Origin of the sequence: Streptomyces sp. CAU 1734, assembly GCF_039888735.1 — a bacterium.
GTDB lineage: Bacteria > Actinomycetota > Actinomycetes > Streptomycetales > Streptomycetaceae > Streptomyces.
The window spans coordinates 31,849-50,573 of the sequence record NZ_JBDQQP010000027.1 but is presented as its reverse complement, the minus strand read 5'-3'; the positions used below and the strand labels follow the sequence as shown (position 1 = coordinate 50,573).

Below are 18,725 nucleotides of genomic sequence, written 5' to 3'. Positions count from 1 at the left end.
TTACGGTGGGACACGAAGACCTCCGTGTGCAGTGCAGCTTAGACACCTTCACCACACCGGAGGTCTTCGTCATGATCAAGACCCAACCAGCGTCAACAACGCTCGTGGTCAATACACCTAGCCCGTGGGTGCGGGTCCTTTTCCGGGGCTCCGCCCCGGGCCCGGCGCCTCAAACGCCGGCGAGGCTGAGTTTGGTGCTGCTGTCTGTTGGTGCGGGCGGTGTCGCGTCCTCGCCCGCGTCGTTCGGGTCGCCCGGGGTGCGGGTGTCTTTCCGGGGCTCCGCCCCGGCCCCGGCGCCTCAAACGCCGGCGGGGCTGAGGTTGGTGCTGTTGGTACGGAGCGGGGCGCCTTGTTCCATGGCGGCCTGGGGGTCCTCCGGGCTCGACTTCTCAGAGCCGGCGGAAACCGGCCCGCTTGTATCGCGTACCCGGGTATTGCCGCCGGCTCTTCCGGGGACGACCCTGCACACCCCCTCCACGGGCGTCGCCCGATAAGCGGCCCCCCACCGCCCCCGGGCTTGTTCTGGTGCGGGAGCGCCCGCCCAGCGGCACCCGCCCACTCTGACGCCCATCACGATCCGGCCTCCGGGTGACGTTCCGGAGCGGGGTTCCCCGCCTTGTGAAACCGCCTCGGGACACACGGGCACCCTCGTCACTGTCATCACGCACTGGGCTTACTCGCGGAAGGGGGACGCGCAGGAGCGGTACTGGGGCGTCAAGCGTGATTTGTGGCGCAAACCCGAGTGAACAGAACAAGACTGGGTGACCGCGCCGTAAATCATGCAGCCCCAGTGCCGAACCGGAGCGGCACCCAACCCGCACCAACAAGCACCCGGCCCGGGGATACGGGCAACCCGCACCAACAACAGCCCCGCCGGCGATTGAGGCGGCGCCCACCCCGCGCCAGGGTGACCAAAACCAAGCCCCGCCAGAAGGCACCCGCCACCCCCGGGGCCGAGCCCCGGACGAGCACCCCACCCGCCCCTCACCCGCCCCCGGCGGCGCCGGACCCGACCCGCCCGGGGCCGGGCTGCGGAAAAGCTCGGGGGCGAGGTGAGACGGCACGTCAGCGGGGCAGACGGAGGCAATAGGGTGGGTGGTGTCTGAAGCCCGTCGAGCCGATCGGCCGGGCCCGCCCGCCGGGCCGATCGCTCACAGTCCGTCCCGCCCGCGCCCCCCGCGGCGCGGCGCGGCCCCGTTCGAGGAGTCAACTGCCGTGCCGGACCCGTCGCCCCGTGGGGAGACCACACCGCGCCCGCCCCGCGCCTCCCTCCGCACCTCCGTGGTGTGGGAGGTCCTGAAGGCCGCGCTCGACCGCAGGGCCGAGGCCACCGGCAGGGACGCCCTGGACGTCCTCGACACCGGCGGCGGCAGCGGATACTTCGCGGTGCCCCTGGCCCAGCTCGGCCACCGGGTCACCGTGGTCGACCCCAGCCCGAACGCCCTTTTCGCTCTTGAGCGCCGGGCCGCCGAGGCATCCGTGGCCGACCGGGTCCGCGGGGTCCAGGGCGATGTCCACGGTCTCTTCGACGTGGTCGAGCGCGGCGGCCATGACGCGGTGCTCTGCCACGGCGTTCTGGAGTACGTCGAGGACCCGGCCGAGGGTGTCCGCAACGCGGTGGGCGCGCTCCGGCCCGGCGGTGTCTTCAGCCTGCTCGCGGCCGGGCTCGGCGGGGCCGTGCTCGCCCGTGCCCTGGCGGGTCACTTCGACGAGGCCCGGCAGGCCCTGACGGACCCGGCCGGCCGCTGGGGCGAGGGTGATCCGGTACCCCGGCGTTTCACCGCGGAACAGCTCACCGGGCTGGTCACCGCGGCCGGGGTCGAGGTGGGCGCGGTCCACGGTGTCCGGATCTTCGGTGACCTGGTCCCGGGGGCTCTCGTGGACACCGAGCCGGGTGCTCTGGAGGCGCTGCTCGCACTGGAGGCCGCCGCCGCTGAGCTGCCCGCCTTCCACTCCGTCGCCACTCAGCTGCACGTACTGGGTGAGCACCGCACCTGATCAGCGGCGCAGCCGCAGATGGAGTACGCCACAGCACCCCCCGATCGGGTCGTTCTCCCCGTATGATCGAGGGACACCATCCGGCATGACGGATCGGATGTTGGGGAATCTACGCCTCAACAGCCAAGCCGCCGTGGCGGCCCGAACTGGCGATGTGGCGTAGAGGGCGGGTTTCACGGGGGCGATTCCCTGCCTATCCTGAAAGGGCCGCAAACGGTCGCCCCCGCGGCCGACGACTAGGAGGACTCCGTGCCGCTCTCGGAGCACGAGCAGCGAATGCTCGAGCAGATGGAGCGAGCGCTGTACGCCGAAGATCCCAAATTCGCTACAGCGCTTGAGGGAAGCGGGCTGCGTACGTACACCCGGCGACGGGTCTACCAAGCGGTTGCTGGCTTCCTGGTGGGTATCGCGCTCCTCATGGCCGGAATGGTCGCGCAGATGATCTGGATCAGCGTGGTGGGATTCCTCGTCATGCTGGGCTGTGCGGTACTGGCCGTCACCGGATGGCGCAAGGCGCCCAAGCCGGGTGAGCAGCAGACCCTGGGGGACACATCGGGAGGCGCTCGTCGCTCGTCCCGTCAGTCCCGTCAGCGCAGGTCGATGATGGACCGGATCGAGCAGCGGTGGCAGCGCCGCCGCGATGAGCAAGGTCACTGAGCGCGACTTGATCCGACCTCGCCGGTCCGGCTTTGCCGGCACCGGTCGCAGGTGGCCCGGAGGGCGTTTCAGTGTGCCCGCTCTTCCTCCCGCCGGAGCAATCAGCCCATAGCTTTCCATGGTGCCCCGTGCACGCCGTACCGCCGGCCCTCGTCCGGCGGTACGCGAGCGGCCCGCACCAGCGTGGAGTCACCCGCCCCGCCGAGCCCCCACCGCCTCCAGGTGGGGGCTCGGCGCGTTTCCCGTGCGGATACGCGACGGAAAGGGGTGGGGACCGGGGCGTGAAGCGCCGGTCCCCACCCCTTTCTCCGCCGGTCAGCCCCGCTGCTTGAACGGACGGCGGATCATGAGGGCGTCCCACCGAGCCCGGCCCCAGGAGCGCCGCCGGTCATTGAGGGCCGCCCAGCGCTCCGAGATTCCCCAGATCACCCGAATGGCCGAGCGGGGCAGCAGCAGTGCCCGCAGCCGCGCACCGCGGCCGGCCCCGGCCGACAGGCCGGCCCGGGCCCGCCGGACGTCCTCGGCGACCCCGGGCAGCTGGGTGGGCACGGGGGAGTACAGCACCTGCTCAACCGCGTCGGCGACCCGGTTCACCGCCTCCGCCGGCTCGTCCGCCAGCTTCCCCAGCAGCACGATCCGCGCCGCCGTCTGCCGCGCGGTCCGTGATTCGTCGGGCGTGATGCCGTGATCCCACGCGGTGTCGCAGAGCTCCCGCCAGGCGGCCAGGGTCCGTGCCCCCGAGTCCTCGGCGGTACGGCCCCGGGAGCCCAGCCGGCGGGCGGTGACCCGCTTGCGCCAGACCATCGGCAGCAGGGGTGTCAGCCAGGCGACGAGGACTCCCAGCCCGATCAGCAGCGGGCCCGTGCCCGGTCCGCCGGAGCCGCTCTCCTCGGCCACCTCCTGGGGCGCCGCGGCCCCGCACTCATTGAGCCGCCGCAGCTCCGCCGGGCAGCTGTCGCTGGGAGCCGGTGCCGCGGACCGTTCGGCGGCCTCATTGGTCTCCGACACCGCCGGGCTGGTCGGGCCGCCGGCGGCCGCTTCGGGCGCGGTGTACTCCGGGGCGCTGCCCCGGCTCGGAGTCGGCTCGAAGCGCGTCCACCCCACGCCCTCGAAGTACAGCTCGGGCCAGGCGTGCGCGTCGTTCAGCCCCACCGACATCGTGCCGTCGGGCAGCGGACTGCCGGGGGTGAAGCCCACCGCCACCCGTGCCGGTATCCCCAGGGTGCGGGCCATGGCGGCCATCGAGAAGGAGAAGTGGATACAGAAGCCCTCCTTCCGCTGGAGGAACCGGGTGATCGCGTTGACCCCGGTTCCCGACCGCACCCGGGTGTCATAGGTGAAGCCGCCGTCCCTGGCGAACCAGTCCTGGAGCCGCACCGCCCGCTCGTAGTCGTTCCGCGCGCCCGCCGTGACCTGAAGCGCCGTGTCCTCGACCATCGCGGGAAGATCGTCGGGCACCTTGGTGTACTCGCTCTGCACAGCCGCACGGGCGGGTGGCGCGCCCGCCAGCTGGGCCGGTGTCGGCTTCACCTGGAGGCTGGTGACCTCGTACTCCGCTCCCCTGGAGTCCTCGCCCGCGTCCCCGACCAGGGTCCGTCCGGAGGGTTCGAAGCGCCAGCGCCCGCCGATCTTCACCGCGGTCGCCGGATACGGCAGCGGCAGCCAGCTCTGCCGGTAGTAGTCGGCGGCCGAGATCTTGGTGGTGATCTCCGCTGTGTCGACGCCGGGTGCCAGCCCCTCCGGCGGGGGGAGCCTGTCCGGTACATCGCGCACATCGCGCGGCGACGACTTCCAGGTCGTCCCGTCGAACTGGTCGAGCGCGACGATCCGCAGATAGAGGTCCTCGACCTCCGCCGAATCGGTGCGGTAGCGCAGCACCTCGCGGTCGTCGGGCTGATTCAGATTGTCCTGGAGCGAGACCAGCGGGTTCACGGCGGAGATGGTGCTGCCGTTCCCGCCGCCGGAGCCCTGTCCGCCGCCCATTCCGTCCAGCACTCCGCCGTCCAGCGCGGGCAGCGCCGCCGGTACCGCGAGTGCCACGCCCAGGGCCAGCGCGCCGATGCGCCTGCCGCTGCGCCCCGGTGCCAGCGGGGCCGAGCCCGCGCGCTCGAACGCTCCGGCACCGCCCGCCCGCGCGGCGGGAGCGCCGAAGACCCTGCCCCACCGGGAGAGCCGGTCCCGGCCCTCCGCCAGCAGGAGCATCAGATAGCCGCAGGCGGCGAGGAGGAACCAGAGCCAGCTCGTCCCGCCGCCCGCCAGTCCGGCGGCGACCGAGTACAGCGCGAGCAGTGGAAGACCCGCCGGGGCGGCGCTGCGGTAGGTCACCGCGAGCACGTCCACCAGAAGGCCGATCACCAGCACTCCGGTGACCACCAGCAGCCGGATGCCGTCGGTGGCCGGTGCCGGGATGGCGTACCGCCCGATGTCGTGTCCGCCCTCGGACATCACCTCGGCGAGCCGCTGGAAGGTCTCGGGTCCCGGCACCAGCCCGAACAGCGCCTTGTCCCGGGCGAAGACCAGGGCGAGCAGCAGCACCCCGACGGCCAGCTGTGCCAGCACTGTCAGCGGCCGGGCCAGGGGTATCCGGCGTGCCAGCGCCCCCGCACCGCTCTGGATGCCCAGCAGAAACGCCGCCAGCACCAGCCAGCCGACGGTTTCGAGCAGCGGCAGGATCGCGCTCGCCGCCATCAGCGTGGCGGCGTACGCGCACAGTGCCAGCCGTCCGCGACCACTCATGACCCACCCCCGCCGTTCACGGCCGCCCGCCGCGGCCCTCGCTTCCCGGTCCGTTCCGGGGTTCTGGGCCCGGTGTCCGGGATCCGCCGTACGCCCCGTGCCGCCGGTGTCCGGCCGTGCCGATTCATGACCAGCCCCCGGGGAAGCCGTTCCCGCCGCCGGCGGGGGAATCGCCGCGGTGGCTGTCTGCCTGCTGCCAGAGCTCGGTGAAGGAGGCACCCGGAGGGACGGCGAGCGCGGTCCACCCCGACTCCCGCAGCAGCCGCAGCCGGTCCTCGACCGGCCCGGACGCCGTGCCGCCGCTCACCCAGCTCTCGCTGTCCAGGACGAAGGCCACGGAGGCACCGCCGCGCCGGGGCATCCGGGCCGCGAGCGCCGCCTGCTCCTCGTCCAGATCGCCGAAGAAGGCGATCAGCAGCCCCTCACCCGCGGCCCGCAGGGCTTCCTGGGCACGGGAGAGACCGTCGCCGTCCGAGTGGTCGACGACCGCGAGCGCGTCCATCATCAGCCCGGCGGTGTCCGCGGACTCCTGGGGCGAACCGGCGAATCCCTCCGCCCCCTCGCCCGGCACCGAACTCCCGGTGTCCGTGAGCAGCCGGACCGCGAACCCCCGCTCCAGAATGTGCACGACCGAGGAGGCCGCGCCGGACACCGCCCACTCGAAGGCCGATTCGGGGCCCACCCCCGCGTACGCGACGGCCCGGGTGTCGAGCAGGACCGTGCAGTGCGCCCGCTGGGGCTGCTCCTCGCGCCGGACCATCAGCTCGCCGTGGCGGGCCGTGGAGCGCCAGTGCACCCTGCGCAGATCATCGCCGTGCCGGTAGGTCCGCGGGATCACGTCGTCGTCCCCGGAGAGCGCGAGGGAGCGGCGGCGGCCCTCTCCGTACCCCGAGGCATCGCCCAGCAGCCGTACCGGCGGCAGTGGTTCGGTGCGCGGTATCACCGTGAGCGTGTCGAAGGCGCTGAAGGAGCGGGTCAGCTCACACATGCCGAAGGGGTCGCTCAGCCGGAGCTGGAGCGGGCCGAGCGGATAGCTGCCGCGCAGATCCGAGCGGACCCGGTAGGAGACCTCGCGCCGCCCGCCCGCCTCCACCCGGTCCAGCACGAACCGGGGCCGGGGCCCGAGGACATAGGGCACATGGTCCTGGAGCATCAGCAGCCCGGTGGGCAGCCGCGAGACATTGTCCATCCGCAGATGCACCCGGGCCTCGCCGCCCGCCGGAACCCGCGCGGGGGTGAGACGTCTGCTGCCCGCGACCCGGTAGCGGGTGCGGTACAGCACCGTGACACAGACCAGCGGCAGCACCGCCAGCAGCAGTCCGACCCGCAGCAGATCGCTCTGCCCGAGGACATAGGCGCAGATCGCCGCCGCCACCCCGGCCGCCAGGAACGACCGGCCGCGTGTGGTCAGCCCCGCGAGGGCGGCCCGCAGTCCGGCGGCGTCCCGGCCGCCGTCGTCCTCCGCGCCGCCGGCCCCCGTTCCCCCCGCGGACATCACAGCCGCCGCGCGCCCGGCTGCGCGCCGGGAAACGCCTGGGGCGGATGGCCGGAGACATACGCCGTCTCCGCGCCCCCGGCGGTCGGTACCGGAGTGCGCTGGAGGATCTCCAGTACGACCTGCTCGGCGGTGCGCCGGTTCAACTGCGCCTGCGCGGTGGGCAGCAGCCGGTGCGCCAGCACCTGCACCACCAGCGCCTGGACGTCGTCGGGGAGCGCGTAGTCCCGCCCGGCCAGCGCCGCGGTGGCCTTGGCGGCGCGCAGCAGATGAAGGGTGGCGCGCGGTGAGGCGCCGAGCCGGAGATCCGGATGGCTGCGGGTGGCGCCGACCAGTTCCACCGCGTACCGACGCACGGAGTCGGCGACATGCACATGGCGCACCGCCTCGATCAGCTTCACGATGTCGTGCGCATGCGCCACCGGTTCGAGATCGTCGAGCGGGGAGGCCGAGCCGTGCACATCGAGCATCTTGAGCTCGGCGGCGGCGCTGGGGTAGCCGATCGAGACGCGGGCCATGAACCGGTCGCGCTGTGCCTCCGGCAGCGGATAGGTGCCCTCCATCTCCACCGGATTCTGGGTGGCCACCACCATGAAGGGACTGGGCAGCTCATAGGAGTTGCCGTCGATGGTGACCTGGCGTTCCTCCATCGACTCCAGCAGCGCCGACTGGGTCTTGGGCGACGCCCGGTTGATCTCGTCGCCGATCACTATCTGGGCGAAGATGGCGCCCGGTTTGAACTCGAACTCGCGCTGCTGCTGGTCGTAGATGGACACGCCGGTGATGTCGGACGGCAGCAGATCCGGTGTGAACTGGATGCGCCGCACCGAGCAGTCGATGGATCTCGCGAGCGCTTTGGCCAGCATCGTCTTGCCGACGCCCGGCACATCCTCGATCAGCAGATGTCCCTCGGCGAGCAGCACGGTCAGCGAAAGCCGTACGACCTCGGGCTTGCCCTCGATCACACCCTCCACCGATCTGCGGACACGATCCGCTGTGGTGGTCAGATCGGTGAGGTTCGCTCGATTGTCATAGGTCGTCACCCGGCCCTCCTCGGCCCATTCCAGGGCCGAGTGCACAGACGGCCCGGCCCACCCCGAAACACGAACACCGGCCCCCGGAGGTTCCGGGAGAAAGGTGCCGCACAGGCATTCTTGTTGCCGTTACCGCGTCGTGTCACTTGCCTGTGGATAACTCTGTGTGATTTGCCGGATTCGTCATCCTTTGGCGAATTGTTCGGTGGCCCGCCCCGCCTCAACGGCCCGTCCGGCCCCCCGTACAGCCGTCCCGATTCGCCCGATCGCGCGATGCCGGAGCCGGAGTCCGAGCCGGCGCCCGAAGCCGGAGCCCGAGTCGAAGCCGAGCCCGAACCGGCGCCCGAACCGAACCGGCGCCCGAACCGAACCGGCGCCCGAACCGAACCGGCGCCCGAACCGGACGGGCGGGGCCGGGCGGTGGCGGTCCCCGCACCCCGCCCGCCCCCGCCCGCCACCGCGCGACATGCGTCAGGAGGCCGGGTCGATCTCCCGCAGCAGCCCCTGCTTCACATCGAAGACGAACCCGCGCACATCATCGGTGTGCAGCAGGAACGGCGAGGTGCGCACCCGCTGCATCGACTGCCGCACGTCCTGGTCGACGTCGCGGAACGCCTCCACCGCCCACGACGGGCGCTGGCCGACCTCCGCCTCCAGCTCCTGCCGGAAGTCCTCGGTCAGCGATTCCAGTCCGCACCCGGTGTGGTGGATGAGAATCACACTGCGGGTGCCCAGCGCCCGCTGGCTGATGGTCAGTGAGCGGATGACATCGTCGGTCACGGCCCCGCCCGCGTTGCGGATGGTGTGGCAGTCGCCCAGGGCCAGGCCGAGCGCGTCGTGCAGGTCGAGCCGGGCGTCCATGCAGGCCACCACGGCCACCCGCAGCACGGGGCGGGCATCCATCCCGGGGTCCCGGAAGTCGGTGGCGTAGCGCTTGTTCGCCTCGACGAGGCGGTCGGTCACCGTACCGCCCGTGCTCAGTGTGCCGGCGGGCTGGTGCGCGGAAGTCGTCATGCTGACGACGGTAATGGGCACAGGCCGTTGGGGCCTGCTGTGAGATGGGACAAAGAACGTCAATGTCGGTTGTTGTGAGGTAACCCACAAGAATGAATTTGCCTCATCCGTTCGAGTGGAGTGCCGGTTTCCCCCGGCCGTCCACCACCCGTCCGCCACGCCGTCGGCCGGTTGATTGACCGCAAAGGCCGGTGGACTAAAGTGGCGCGGAGTTCACGGAACCATCCTGCATATTTCCACGATTTTCCCCGCGCGTGCGGCGGTGCGCACCGCGTGTGCGGCGTACCCGCGGCCCGGCTCCCGTCCGGCGGCCGGGCCGGCCCGCGCCGGACCTGAGAGGGCGCTTTGAGCCATACCCGACATGTCCCGGTGATGCTCCAGCGGTGCCTGGACCTGTTGGCCCCGGCCCTGGAGTCCTCGGAAGAGGGCCTGCCCCAGGGCGACGGCGGCAGCGGACCGGTGGTCGTCGACTGCACCCTCGGCCTCGGCGGGCACAGCGAGGCACTGCTCACCCGCTTCCCCCGGGCCCGGCTCATCGCCCTGGACCGGGACAAGGAGGCGCTGCGGCTCTCCGGCGAGCGTCTCGCCCCCTTCGGGGAGCGCGCCACCCTCGTCCACGCGGTCTACGACGAGCTGCCCGACGTCCTCGGCCGGCTCGGTGTCCCCCGGGTCCAGGGCATCCTCTTCGACCTCGGCGTCTCCTCCATGCAGCTCGACGAGGCCGACCGCGGATTCGCCTACGCCCAGGACGCCCCGCTCGACATGCGGATGGACCAGACCACGGGAATCGGCGCGGCCGAGGTGCTCAACACCTACCCGCCCGGCGACCTGGTCCGGATCCTGCGGATGTACGGCGAGGAGAAGCAGGCCAAGCGCATCGTCTCGGCCGTCGTACGGGAACGGGCCCGGGAGCCGTTCACCAACAGCGCCCGGCTGGTCGAACTGATCCGCGACGCCCTGCCGCAGGCCGCCAAGCGGACCGGCGGCAACCCCGCCAAGCGCACCTTCCAGGCCCTGCGCATCGAGGTCAACGGTGAGCTGAGCGTGCTGGAGCGGGCCATTCCGGCGGCGGTCGGCGCTCTCTCCGTCGGCGGCCGGATCGCGGTGCTCTCCTATCACTCGCTGGAGGACCGGCTGGTCAAGCAGGTCTTCGCGGCGGGCGCGGCCAACACCGCGCCGGCCGGGCTGCCCGTGGTGCCGGAGCAGTACCAGCCCCGGCTGAAGCTGCTGACCAGAGGCGCGGAACTCCCCACCGAGGAGGAGGTCGCAGAGAACCGCCGTGCCGCCCCCGCACGACTGAGGGGAGCACAGCGCATCCGGGAGGACGTCCGGTGAACGCCGCGGGCGAGGAGACCAACGCCGCGGGCAAGGCGACCGGCCCCGCCGGCAAGGCGACCGGTGCCGCCGGCAGGCAGACCGGCCCCGCCGGCAGAGCGACCGCCGCCCCCGGCGGAGGAACCGGCCCCCTCGGCGAGGAGACCGGCGCCGGGGGCAAACAGCTCAGGGGGCGGGCCGCCCGGCTCGCCCGCATGATGCCCGCGGGCCCCAGCAGCGCCGCCCGCACCCCCTTCGTCCTGCTGATCGTCGTCCTTCTCTCCGGCGGCCTGATCACCCTGCTCCTGCTGAACTCCTCGCTCAACGAGGGCTCCTTCGAACTGAGCGAACTCAAGCGCAAGACCACCGAGCTCACCGACGAGCAGCAGGCCCTCCAGCGCGATGTCGACAGCCGCTCCGCGCCCGACGCGCTGGAGCGCCGGGCCCGTGAGCTCGGCATGGTCCCCGGCGGCAATCCCGTCTTCATCGAGCCCGACGGCAAGGTCCGCGGCGTCCCCGGCGAGGCCACCGCCGAGCCCGCGCCCGGCCCCGCCCCGAGCTCCTCGGCGAGCGCCGCCGCACCCGAGCCCGCCGGCCCCGACCCCGGCGGGATCCCCGCGCCGCCCCCGTCCCCGACGTCCCCCGGCAGGTGACGCAGTGCCGCCCCAGCCCCCGACGCCCCCCGCACGCTCCTCCCGCTCCGGGGGACATCCGGCACCACCGCCGGGCCGGGTACCCGGCCCCGCCCGCCGCCCGGCCCCGCCCGGCGGCCGGAACACCGCCCGCCCGCTGCGGCTCGGCAGTCCCCGCCCCCGGCTCCGGCTGGTCAGCTTCGGCCTGACCCTGGTGATGCTGGTCTTCGTGGTGCGCCTGCTCCAGGTGCAGGCCGTGGACGCCGGCGCGTACACCGCCAAGGCGGAGAAGCACCGCTACATGAGCGTCGAGCTGGCGGCCGAGCGCGGCGAGATCACCGACCGCGCCGGGATCGCGCTGGCCACCTCGGTCGACGCGTACGACATCACCGCCGACCCCAAGCTCTTCACCCCCGAGGAGAGCAGGGCCCCCGACGCCCCGGAGCAGGCCGCCGCGCTCCTCGCGCCGATCCTCGGCGCCGAGACCGCCGAACTGGTCGAGAAGCTCAGAACACCGAACTCCCGCTACACCGTGCTGGCCCGCCGCCAGACCCCCCAGGTCTGGAACCAGATCAAGGACCTCAAGAGCGTCTTCGCCGAGAAGGCCAGGGCCGACCGGATCAAGGGCGGCCCCGGCGCCAATGTCCTCGCCGGGGTCCTCCAGGAGTCCAGCAGCAAGCGCGTCTATCCCAACGGTGATCTCGCCGCCGGAATACTGGGTTACGTCAACGCCGAGGGCCGCGGCGGCGGCGGGATCGAGTCCATGCTGGACCGCACCCTCGCCGGCCGGGACGGCGAGATCACCTACGCCCAGTCCGGCGGACGCCGGGTCCCCACCGCGGGCGGCACCCGGGAGACCCCCGCCGTGCCCGGATCCGACATCGAGCTGACCATCGACCGCGACATCCAGTGGGCCGCCCAGCGCGCCATCGGCGAACAGGTGAGCAAGTCCAGGGCCGACCGCGGCTATGTGATCGTCCAGGACACCCGTACCGGGGAGGTGCTCGCCATGGCCAATTCGCCCGGTTTCGACCCCAATGACATCTCCCGGGCGGACGCCACCGCCATGGGCAACGCCGCACTCCAGGACGCGTACGAGCCCGGCTCCACCGCCAAGGTGATGTCCATGGCCGCCGTACTGGAGGAGAAGGTGGCGACCCCCGACACCCATGTCGTGGTCCCCAACCGGCTCCACCGGGGCGACCGGCTCTTCAAGGACGACATCGACCATCCCACCTGGTATCTGACCCTCAACGGCGTCCTCGCCAAATCCAGCAACATCGGCACCATCCTGGCGACCGGGCAGCTCGGCAGGACCCAGCCGGCCGCCAATAAGGTTCTCCACTCCTACCTGCGGAAATTCGGCATGGGCCGGCCCAGCGGGCTCGGCTACCCGGGCGAGACCCCCGGCATCCTGGCACCGCCGCGGAAGTGGTCCACCTCGCAGCAGTACACGATCCCCTTCGGCCAGGGTGTCTCCATCAACGCCATGCAGGCCGCCTCCGTCTACCAGACCATCGCCAACGGCGGGGTGCGCATCGAGCCCACCCTGGTCCGCGGCACCAGGGGCCCGGACGGAAAGTTCGCGCCGGCCCCCGCGCCCCGCAAGTCCCGGGTGGTCAGCGAGCGGACCGCGAAGACGCTGGCGACCATGCTGGAGTCGGTGGTCGGCAACCAGGAGGGGACCGGCGGCAAGGCCCGGATCGACGGATACCGCGTCGCCGGCAAGACGGGCACCGCCAACCGGGTCGACCCCGAGCTCGGCCGCTACCGCGGCTACACCGCCTCCTTCGCCGGCTTCGCCCCCTCCGACGAGCCCCGGATCACCGTCTACTGCGCCATCCAGAACCCCACCAAGGGCAGCTACTTCGGCGGCCAGATCTGCGGTCCCGTCTACCAGAAGGTCATGCGGTTCGCGCTGAAGACCCTCCAGGTGCCGCCGACCGGGAACGAACCCGCCCGGCTCCCCGTCACATTCAAACCCGGCGAATGACCGCCGGGGCGGCCGGAGGCCGGGCCGCGGAGGCCCGCCCGGCGCCGGGGCCCGCCCCGGGAACACCCCAGGAACCACCCCGAGGAACCGCCAGTGACCACGATCACCCCCGACTCCGGGAACCAAGCCCCCGAGTCCCCCTCATTTCGCCCCGCACAGGGTGCGCCCGGTACGCTCACCGCCGTGCCACACGCTGATCAGTACCGAACCGCCCGGCAGGACGCCTCCGTGAAGCAGCCGGGAGCACCCCGCCCCGAGCGGCCCCACCCCACCTCCCTGGGAGACCTGGCCGCCCGGCTGGGGGCGACGCCCCCGGCGACGGACGGGGCCGTGGTCACCGGCATCACCCACGACTCGCGGGCGGTGCGCCCCGGTGATGTGTACGCGGCCCTCCCCGGCGCCCGGCTGCACGGCGCCGACTTCGTGGCCCAGGCCGCCGACCTCGGCGCCGCCGCCGTCCTCACCGACCCCTCCGGAGCCGGCCGCGCCGCCGCCACCGGCCTGCCGGTGCTGGTCACCGAGAACCCCCGGGGCCGCATGGGCGAACTCGCCGCCGAGATCTACGGACACCCCGGCGAGGGGCTGCTCCAGATCGGCATCACCGGCACCTCCGGCAAGACCACCTCGGCCTATCTGGTCGAGGGCGGGCTCCGCGCGGCCGGCCGCCGGACCGGGCTGATCGGCACGGTGGAGACCCGGATCGGCGACGACGCGCTCAAGTCGGAGCGCACCACCCCCGAGGCCACCGACCTCCAGGCCCTCCTCGCGGTGATGGCCGAACGCGGTGTCGACGCGGTCGCCATGGAGGTCTCCAGCCACGCCCTGGTCCTCGGCCGGGTCGACGGCTGTGTCTTCGATGTCGCCGTCTTCAACAACCTCAGTCCCGAGCACATGGAATTCCACTCCGACATGGAGGACTACTTCCAGGCGAAGGCGCAGCTCTTCACCCCGGCGCGGAGCCGCTGCGCGGTGGTGAACCTCGACGACGAGTACGGCCGCAGGCTCGTCAAGGAGGCGTCGGTACCGGTCACCACCTTCTCGGCCGAGGGGCACCCCGACGCCGACTGGCGGGCCCGGGACGTCGAGCTCGGCTCGCTGGGCTCCACCTTCACCGCGGTCGGCCCGGCCGGCGAGCGCGTCCGGGCGTCCGCCCCGCTGCCGGGTCCGTTCAATGTCGCCAACACCCTCGCGGCCGTGGTCACCCTGGCCGCCGCCGGAATCGACCCGCAGACCGCCGCCGACGGCATCGCCGCCGTCCCCGGCGTCCCGGGCCGGCTGGAGCGGGTGGACGAGGGCCAGCCGTATCTCGCCGTGGTCGACTACGCCCACAAGACCGACGCCGTGGAATCGGTGCTGCGCTCGCTGCGCAAGGTCACCGAGGGCCGGGTGCACATCGTCCTCGGCTGCGGCGGCGACCGCGACACCACCAAGCGCGGCCCGATGGGCGCCGCCGCCGCCCGCCTCGCCGACACCGCCGTACTGACCTCAGACAACCCCCGCTCCGAGGATCCGCTCGCCATCCTCGCCACCATGCTCGCCGGAGCCGCCGAGGTGCCCGCGCACGAGCGCGCCGACGTCCTGGTGGAGGCCGACCGGGCCGCCGCCATCGCGGCGGCCGTCGCCCGCGCCGGGGCCGGGGACACCGTGCTCATCGCCGGAAAGGGCCATGAGCAGGGCCAGGACATCGCCGGAGTGGTCCGCCCCTTCGACGACCGGCTGGTCCTGCGCGAGGCCATCCGCGCCTCGCGCGCCGAGCACGCCACGAACACCGAGACCGAGACCGAGAGCAGTGCCGGCGCCGCCGGTGCCACCCGCGCCGCCGATGCCGCCGTTCACCAGAAACCCCGGGGATGACCAAGTGATCGCCCTCTCCCTCACCGAGATCGCCGCCATCGTCGGCGGGAAGACGTACGACATACCGGATCCGGGCCTCCTGGTCACCGGACCCGTCGTCACCGACTCCCGCGAGATCCGGCCAGGAGCCCTCTTCACCGCCTTCGCCGGCGAACGCGCCGACGGGCACGACTTCGCCGCGCGGGCCGTCGCCGACGGCGCCGTCGCCGTACTCGCCACGCGTCCCGTCGGCGTGCCCGCGATCGTCGTGGACGATGTCACCGCCGCGCTCGGCGCCCTCGCCCGCCATGTCGTCGAACGGCTCGGCACCACCACCGTCGCCCTCACCGGCTCCGCGGGGAAGACCAGCACCAAGGACCTGATCGCCCAGCTCCTCGAACGCATGGGACCCACGGTCTACCCGGCGGGCAATCTCAACAACGAGATCGGCCTGCCGCTGACCGCGCTCCGCGCCGATGAGTCCACCCGGCATCTGGTCCTCGAAATGGGCGCCCGGTATGTCGGGGACATCCGCTATCTCACCAGCCTTGTCCCGCCCCGGATCTCCGTCGTCCTCAATGTCGGCACCGCCCACATCGGCGAGTTCGGCGGCCGGGACCGGATCGCCCTGGCCAAGGGCGAGATCGTGGAGGCCCTGCCGTCCGCCGCCGAGGGCGGCATCGCGGTGCTCAACGCCGACGACCCCCTCGTACGCGCCATGGCGTCCCGGACCACCGCCCGGGTTGTCCACTTCGGCGAGTCCGAATCCGCCGATGTGCGTGCCGAGAATGTCCGGCTCACCCGGCAAGGTCGCCCCGCCTTCACGCTTCACACCCCCACCGGGTGCAGCGATGTGACCATGCGGCTGTACGGTGAGCACCACGTGTCGAACGCGCTCGCTGCCGCCGCCGTCGCCCATGAGCTGGGCATGCCCGCCGATGAGATCGCCCTCGCGCTCTCACAGGCCGGCACCCTCTCCCGCTGGCGCATGGAGGTCACCGAGCGTCCGGACGGCGTGACGATCGTCAACGACGCCTACAACGCGAACCCCGAATCCATGAGGGCGGCGCTGCGCGCGCTGGCCGCCATGGGCCAGGACGCACAAGCCCGGGGGGGAAGAACGTGGGCGGTGCTCGGCCTGATGGCCGAACTCGGTGACGAAGCGCTCGCCGAGCACGACGCCGTCGGACGGCTCGCCGTCCGGCTCAACGTCAGCAAGCTCGTCGCAGTCGGGGGCCGGGAGGCGTCCTGGCTGCAACTGGGCGCATATAACGAGGGTTCGTGGGGTGAGGAGTCGGTGCACGTGTCCGACGCACGGGCGGCGATCGACCTGTTGCGCAGTGAGCTGCGACCGGGAGATGTCGTACTGGTGAAGGCGTCCAGATCGGTCGGCCTCGAACAGGTCGCCCAGGCGCTGCTGGAGACCGGGGCGGGGTCCTCCGACGGACGGGGTGCCGCCCGATGAGGCAGATCCTCTTCGCGGGGGCCATCGGCCTCTTCCTGACCCTCATCGGCACTCCGCTGCTGATCAAGCTGCTCGCCCGCAAGGGGTACGGGCAGTTCATCCGGGACGACGGCCCGCGCACGCACGGCAGCAAGAAGGGCACGCCCACCATGGGCGGCATCTCCTTCATCCTGGCCACACTGATCGCGTACGCCCTCGCCAAGGTCATCACCGGAGAGGACCCGACCGTCTCCGGCGCCCTGGTGCTCTTCCTGATGGCGGGCATGGGCCTGGTCGGCTTCCTGGACGACTACATCAAGATCGTCAAGCAGCGTTCGCTCGGTCTGCGGGCCAAGGCGAAGATGGCCGGCCAGCTGATCGTCGGCATCGCCTTCGCGCTGCTGGCACTCCAGTTCGCCGACAAGCGCGGTCTCACCCCGGCCTCCACCAAGCTGTCGTTCATCAACGACTTCGGCTGGTACATCGGCCCGGTGCTGTTCGTGGTGTGGGCGCTCTTCATGATTCTCGCCATGTCCAACGGCGTGAACCTGACCGACGGTCTGGACGGACTGGCCACCGGCGCCTCGGTGATGGTCTTCGGCGCGTACACCTTCATCGGCCTCTGGCAGTTCCAGGAGTCCTGCGCCAACGCCGCCGCGCTGACCAACCCGGCCGCCTGTTTCGAGGTACGCGACCCACTCGACCTCGCCGTGGTCGCCTCCGCCCTGATGGGCTCCTGCTTCGGCTTCCTGTGGTGGAACACCTCACCCGCCAAGATCTTCATGGGCGACACCGGCTCGCTCGCCCTCGGCGGCGCGCTGGCGGGTCTGGCCATCTGCTCCCGCACCGAGCTGCTGCTCGCCATCCTCGGCGGCCTCTTCGTCCTGATCACCATGTCCGTGGTCATCCAGGTCGGCTCCTTCAAGATGACCGGCAAACGGGTCTTCCGGATGGCACCGCTCCAGCACCACTTCGAACTCAAGGGGTGGTCCGAGGTCCTGGTGGTGGTCCGGTTCTGGATCATCCAGGGCATGTGCGTGATCGTCGGCCTCGGCCTCTTCTACGCGGGCTGGGCGGCCGACAAGTGAGCGACCGGCGGACCCCGGCGGGGGAGTGGGAGGGCAAGCGGGTCACCGTCGCCGGACTCGGCGTCTCCGGCATCCCCGCCGCCCGTGCCCTGCACGGCCTCGGCGCCGTGGTGACCGTGGTCAACGACGGCGACGACGAGCGCTCCCGGGCCCAGGCCGCCGAACTGACGGCGCTGGGCGTCACCGTCCGCCTCGGCGACGGCGCGACCCTCCCCGAGGACACCGAGCTCATCGTCACCGCCCCCGGCTGGCAGCCGGACAAGCCCCTCTTCCTGGCCGCCGCCGAGGCGGGCGTGGAGATCTGGGGCGATGTGGAGCTCGCCTGGCGGCTGCGCGGCCCCGGCGCCGCCCCCTGGCTCGCGGTCACCGGCACCAACGGCAAGACCACGACCGTGCGGATGCTCGCCGCGATCCTCGAAGCGGCCGGGCTCCGCACGGCGGCCGTCGGCAACATCGGCGTCTCGCTGCTCGACGCGGTCCTCGCCGGCGAGCCGTACGACGTCCTCGCCGTCGAGCTCTCCAGCTACCAGCTCCACTGGGCCCCCTCGCTCCGCGCCCACTCCGCCGCCGTGCTCAATCTGGCGCCGGACCACATCGACTGGCACGGCTCGATGGAGGCGTACGCGGCCGACAAGGGCCGGGTCTACGAGGGCAACAGGGTCGCCTGCGTCTACAACGCGGCCGACCCCGCCACCGAGGACCTGGTCCGCGAGGCCGATGTCGAGGAGGGGTGCCGGGCGATCGGCTTCACCCTCGCCGCCCCCGGGCCCTCCCAGCTCGGGGTGGTCGACGGCATCCTGGTCGACCGCGCCTTCGTGGAGAACCGGCAGAAGCAGGCACAGGAGCTGGCCGAGGTCGCCGATGTGAACCCGCCCGCCCCGCACAACATCGCCAACGCCCTCGCGGCGGCGGCGCTGGCCCGCGCCTACGGCGTCCCGGCCGCGGCGGTACGCGACGGACTGCGGGCCTTCCGCCCCGATCCGCACCGGATCGAGAAGGTCGCCGAGGTGGCGGGCGTCACCTATGTGGACGACTCCAAGGCCACCAACACCCATGCCGCCGAGGCGTCACTCGCCGCCTATGACCCGATTGTCTGGATCGCCGGCGGCCTGGCCAAGGGCGCGACCTTCGACGAGCTCGTCACCAAGTCGGCCGCCCGGCTGCGCGGAGCCGTCCTCATCGGGGCGGACCGGGCGCTGATCCGCGAAGCCCTGGCGCGACACGCCCCCGAGGTGCCGGTCGTGGACCTCGAACGGACGGACACTGAGGCGATGTCGGCGGCGGTCCGGGAGGCGGCCCGGCTGGCCCGGCCGGGGGACACCGTACTGCTCGCACCCGCCTGTGCCTCGATGGACATGTTCGTCAACTACAACAAGCGGGGCGAGGCGTTCGCGGACGCGGTGGGCGCTCTCGCGGCCGAGTCCGCCTGACGGCCGGCCCTCCGCGACCGCCGCCGTGCCGTGCGCCCCGGGACCGCTCCCGGGGCG

13 protein-coding genes are annotated in these 18,725 nt (G+C 72.3%); 9 read left to right on the top strand and 4 right to left on the bottom strand.

The window, feature by feature from the left end; all coding sequences use genetic code 11:
• Positions 1–1,215: 1,215 nt before the first annotated feature.
• Entirely contained in the window at positions 1,216–1,998 is a 783-nt protein-coding gene (locus AAFN69_RS34080) for a methyltransferase (protein WP_347732813.1), read from the top strand.
• 249 nt (positions 1,999–2,247) lie between these two features.
• Entirely contained in the window at positions 2,248–2,655 is a 408-nt protein-coding gene (locus tag AAFN69_RS34075; RefSeq protein ID WP_347732812.1) for a DUF3040 domain-containing protein, read from the top strand.
• Positions 2,656–2,970: 315 nt separating this feature from the next.
• Here the strand turns inward: AAFN69_RS34075 and AAFN69_RS34070 are convergent, their stop codons facing one another.
• The 4 genes from AAFN69_RS34070 to AAFN69_RS34055 form a co-directional block, all read right to left on the bottom strand.
• Positions 2,971–5,391, bottom strand: coding sequence for a DUF3488 and transglutaminase-like domain-containing protein (locus AAFN69_RS34070; protein WP_347732811.1), 2,421 nt, complete (start codon positions 5,389–5,391; stop codon positions 2,971–2,973).
• A gap of 124 nt (positions 5,392–5,515) precedes the next feature.
• Positions 5,516–6,886, bottom strand: a complete 1,371-nt coding sequence (locus tag AAFN69_RS34065; RefSeq protein ID WP_347732810.1) for a DUF58 domain-containing protein — start codon at positions 6,884–6,886, stop codon at positions 5,516–5,518.
• The gene (locus tag AAFN69_RS34060) at positions 6,886–7,929 is read right to left on the bottom strand and encodes a MoxR family ATPase (protein ID WP_347732809.1); all 1,044 of its coding nucleotides are present in this window, start codon (positions 7,927–7,929) and stop codon (positions 6,886–6,888) included. The genes AAFN69_RS34065 and AAFN69_RS34060 overlap by 1 nt, the downstream gene beginning before the upstream one ends.
• A 462-nt stretch (positions 7,930–8,391) precedes the next feature.
• The gene (locus AAFN69_RS34055; RefSeq protein WP_347732808.1) at positions 8,392–8,934 is read right to left on the bottom strand and encodes a carbonic anhydrase; all 543 of its coding nucleotides are present in this window, start codon (positions 8,932–8,934) and stop codon (positions 8,392–8,394) included.
• Positions 8,935–9,279: 345 nt separating this feature from the next.
• Between AAFN69_RS34055 and rsmH the strand changes: the two genes are divergently transcribed.
• The 7 genes from rsmH to murD all read left to right on the top strand — a co-directional run bounded on the left by rsmH (position 9,280) and on the right by murD (position 18,668).
• Positions 9,280–10,269: a 16S rRNA (cytosine(1402)-N(4))-methyltransferase RsmH gene (gene rsmH / locus AAFN69_RS34050; RefSeq protein WP_347732807.1), complete on the top strand. Its 990-nt coding sequence runs from the start codon at positions 9,280–9,282 to the stop codon at positions 10,267–10,269.
• 194 nt (positions 10,270–10,463) lie between these two features.
• Positions 10,464–10,901 carry a septum formation initiator family protein gene (locus AAFN69_RS34045; protein ID WP_347732817.1) on the top strand — a complete coding sequence of 146 codons (438 nt, stop codon included), beginning with the start codon at positions 10,464–10,466 and terminating at the stop codon, positions 10,899–10,901.
• Between the two features lie 196 nt (positions 10,902–11,097).
• Positions 11,098–12,873, top strand: coding sequence for a penicillin-binding protein 2 (locus AAFN69_RS34040; protein WP_347732816.1), 1,776 nt, complete (start codon positions 11,098–11,100; stop codon positions 12,871–12,873).
• A 93-nt stretch (positions 12,874–12,966) separates the two neighbouring features.
• Entirely contained in the window at positions 12,967–14,727 is a 1,761-nt protein-coding gene (locus AAFN69_RS34035) for a UDP-N-acetylmuramoyl-L-alanyl-D-glutamate--2,6-diaminopimelate ligase (protein ID WP_347732806.1), read from the top strand.
• Between the two features lie 4 nt (positions 14,728–14,731).
• On the top strand, positions 14,732–16,171 hold the full coding sequence (gene murF / locus AAFN69_RS34030) for a UDP-N-acetylmuramoyl-tripeptide--D-alanyl-D-alanine ligase (RefSeq protein ID WP_347732805.1): 1,440 nt from the start codon (positions 14,732–14,734) through the stop codon (positions 16,169–16,171).
• Positions 16,168–17,238: a phospho-N-acetylmuramoyl-pentapeptide-transferase gene (mraY, locus tag AAFN69_RS34025; protein ID WP_347732804.1), complete on the top strand. Its 1,071-nt coding sequence runs from the start codon at positions 16,168–16,170 to the stop codon at positions 17,236–17,238. Before murF ends, mraY begins: the two co-directional genes overlap by 4 nt.
• On the top strand, positions 17,235–18,668 hold the full coding sequence (murD, locus tag AAFN69_RS34020) for a UDP-N-acetylmuramoyl-L-alanine--D-glutamate ligase (protein WP_347732803.1): 1,434 nt from the start codon (positions 17,235–17,237) through the stop codon (positions 18,666–18,668). Before mraY ends, murD begins: the two co-directional genes overlap by 4 nt.
• Positions 18,669–18,725: the final 57 nt, after the last annotated feature.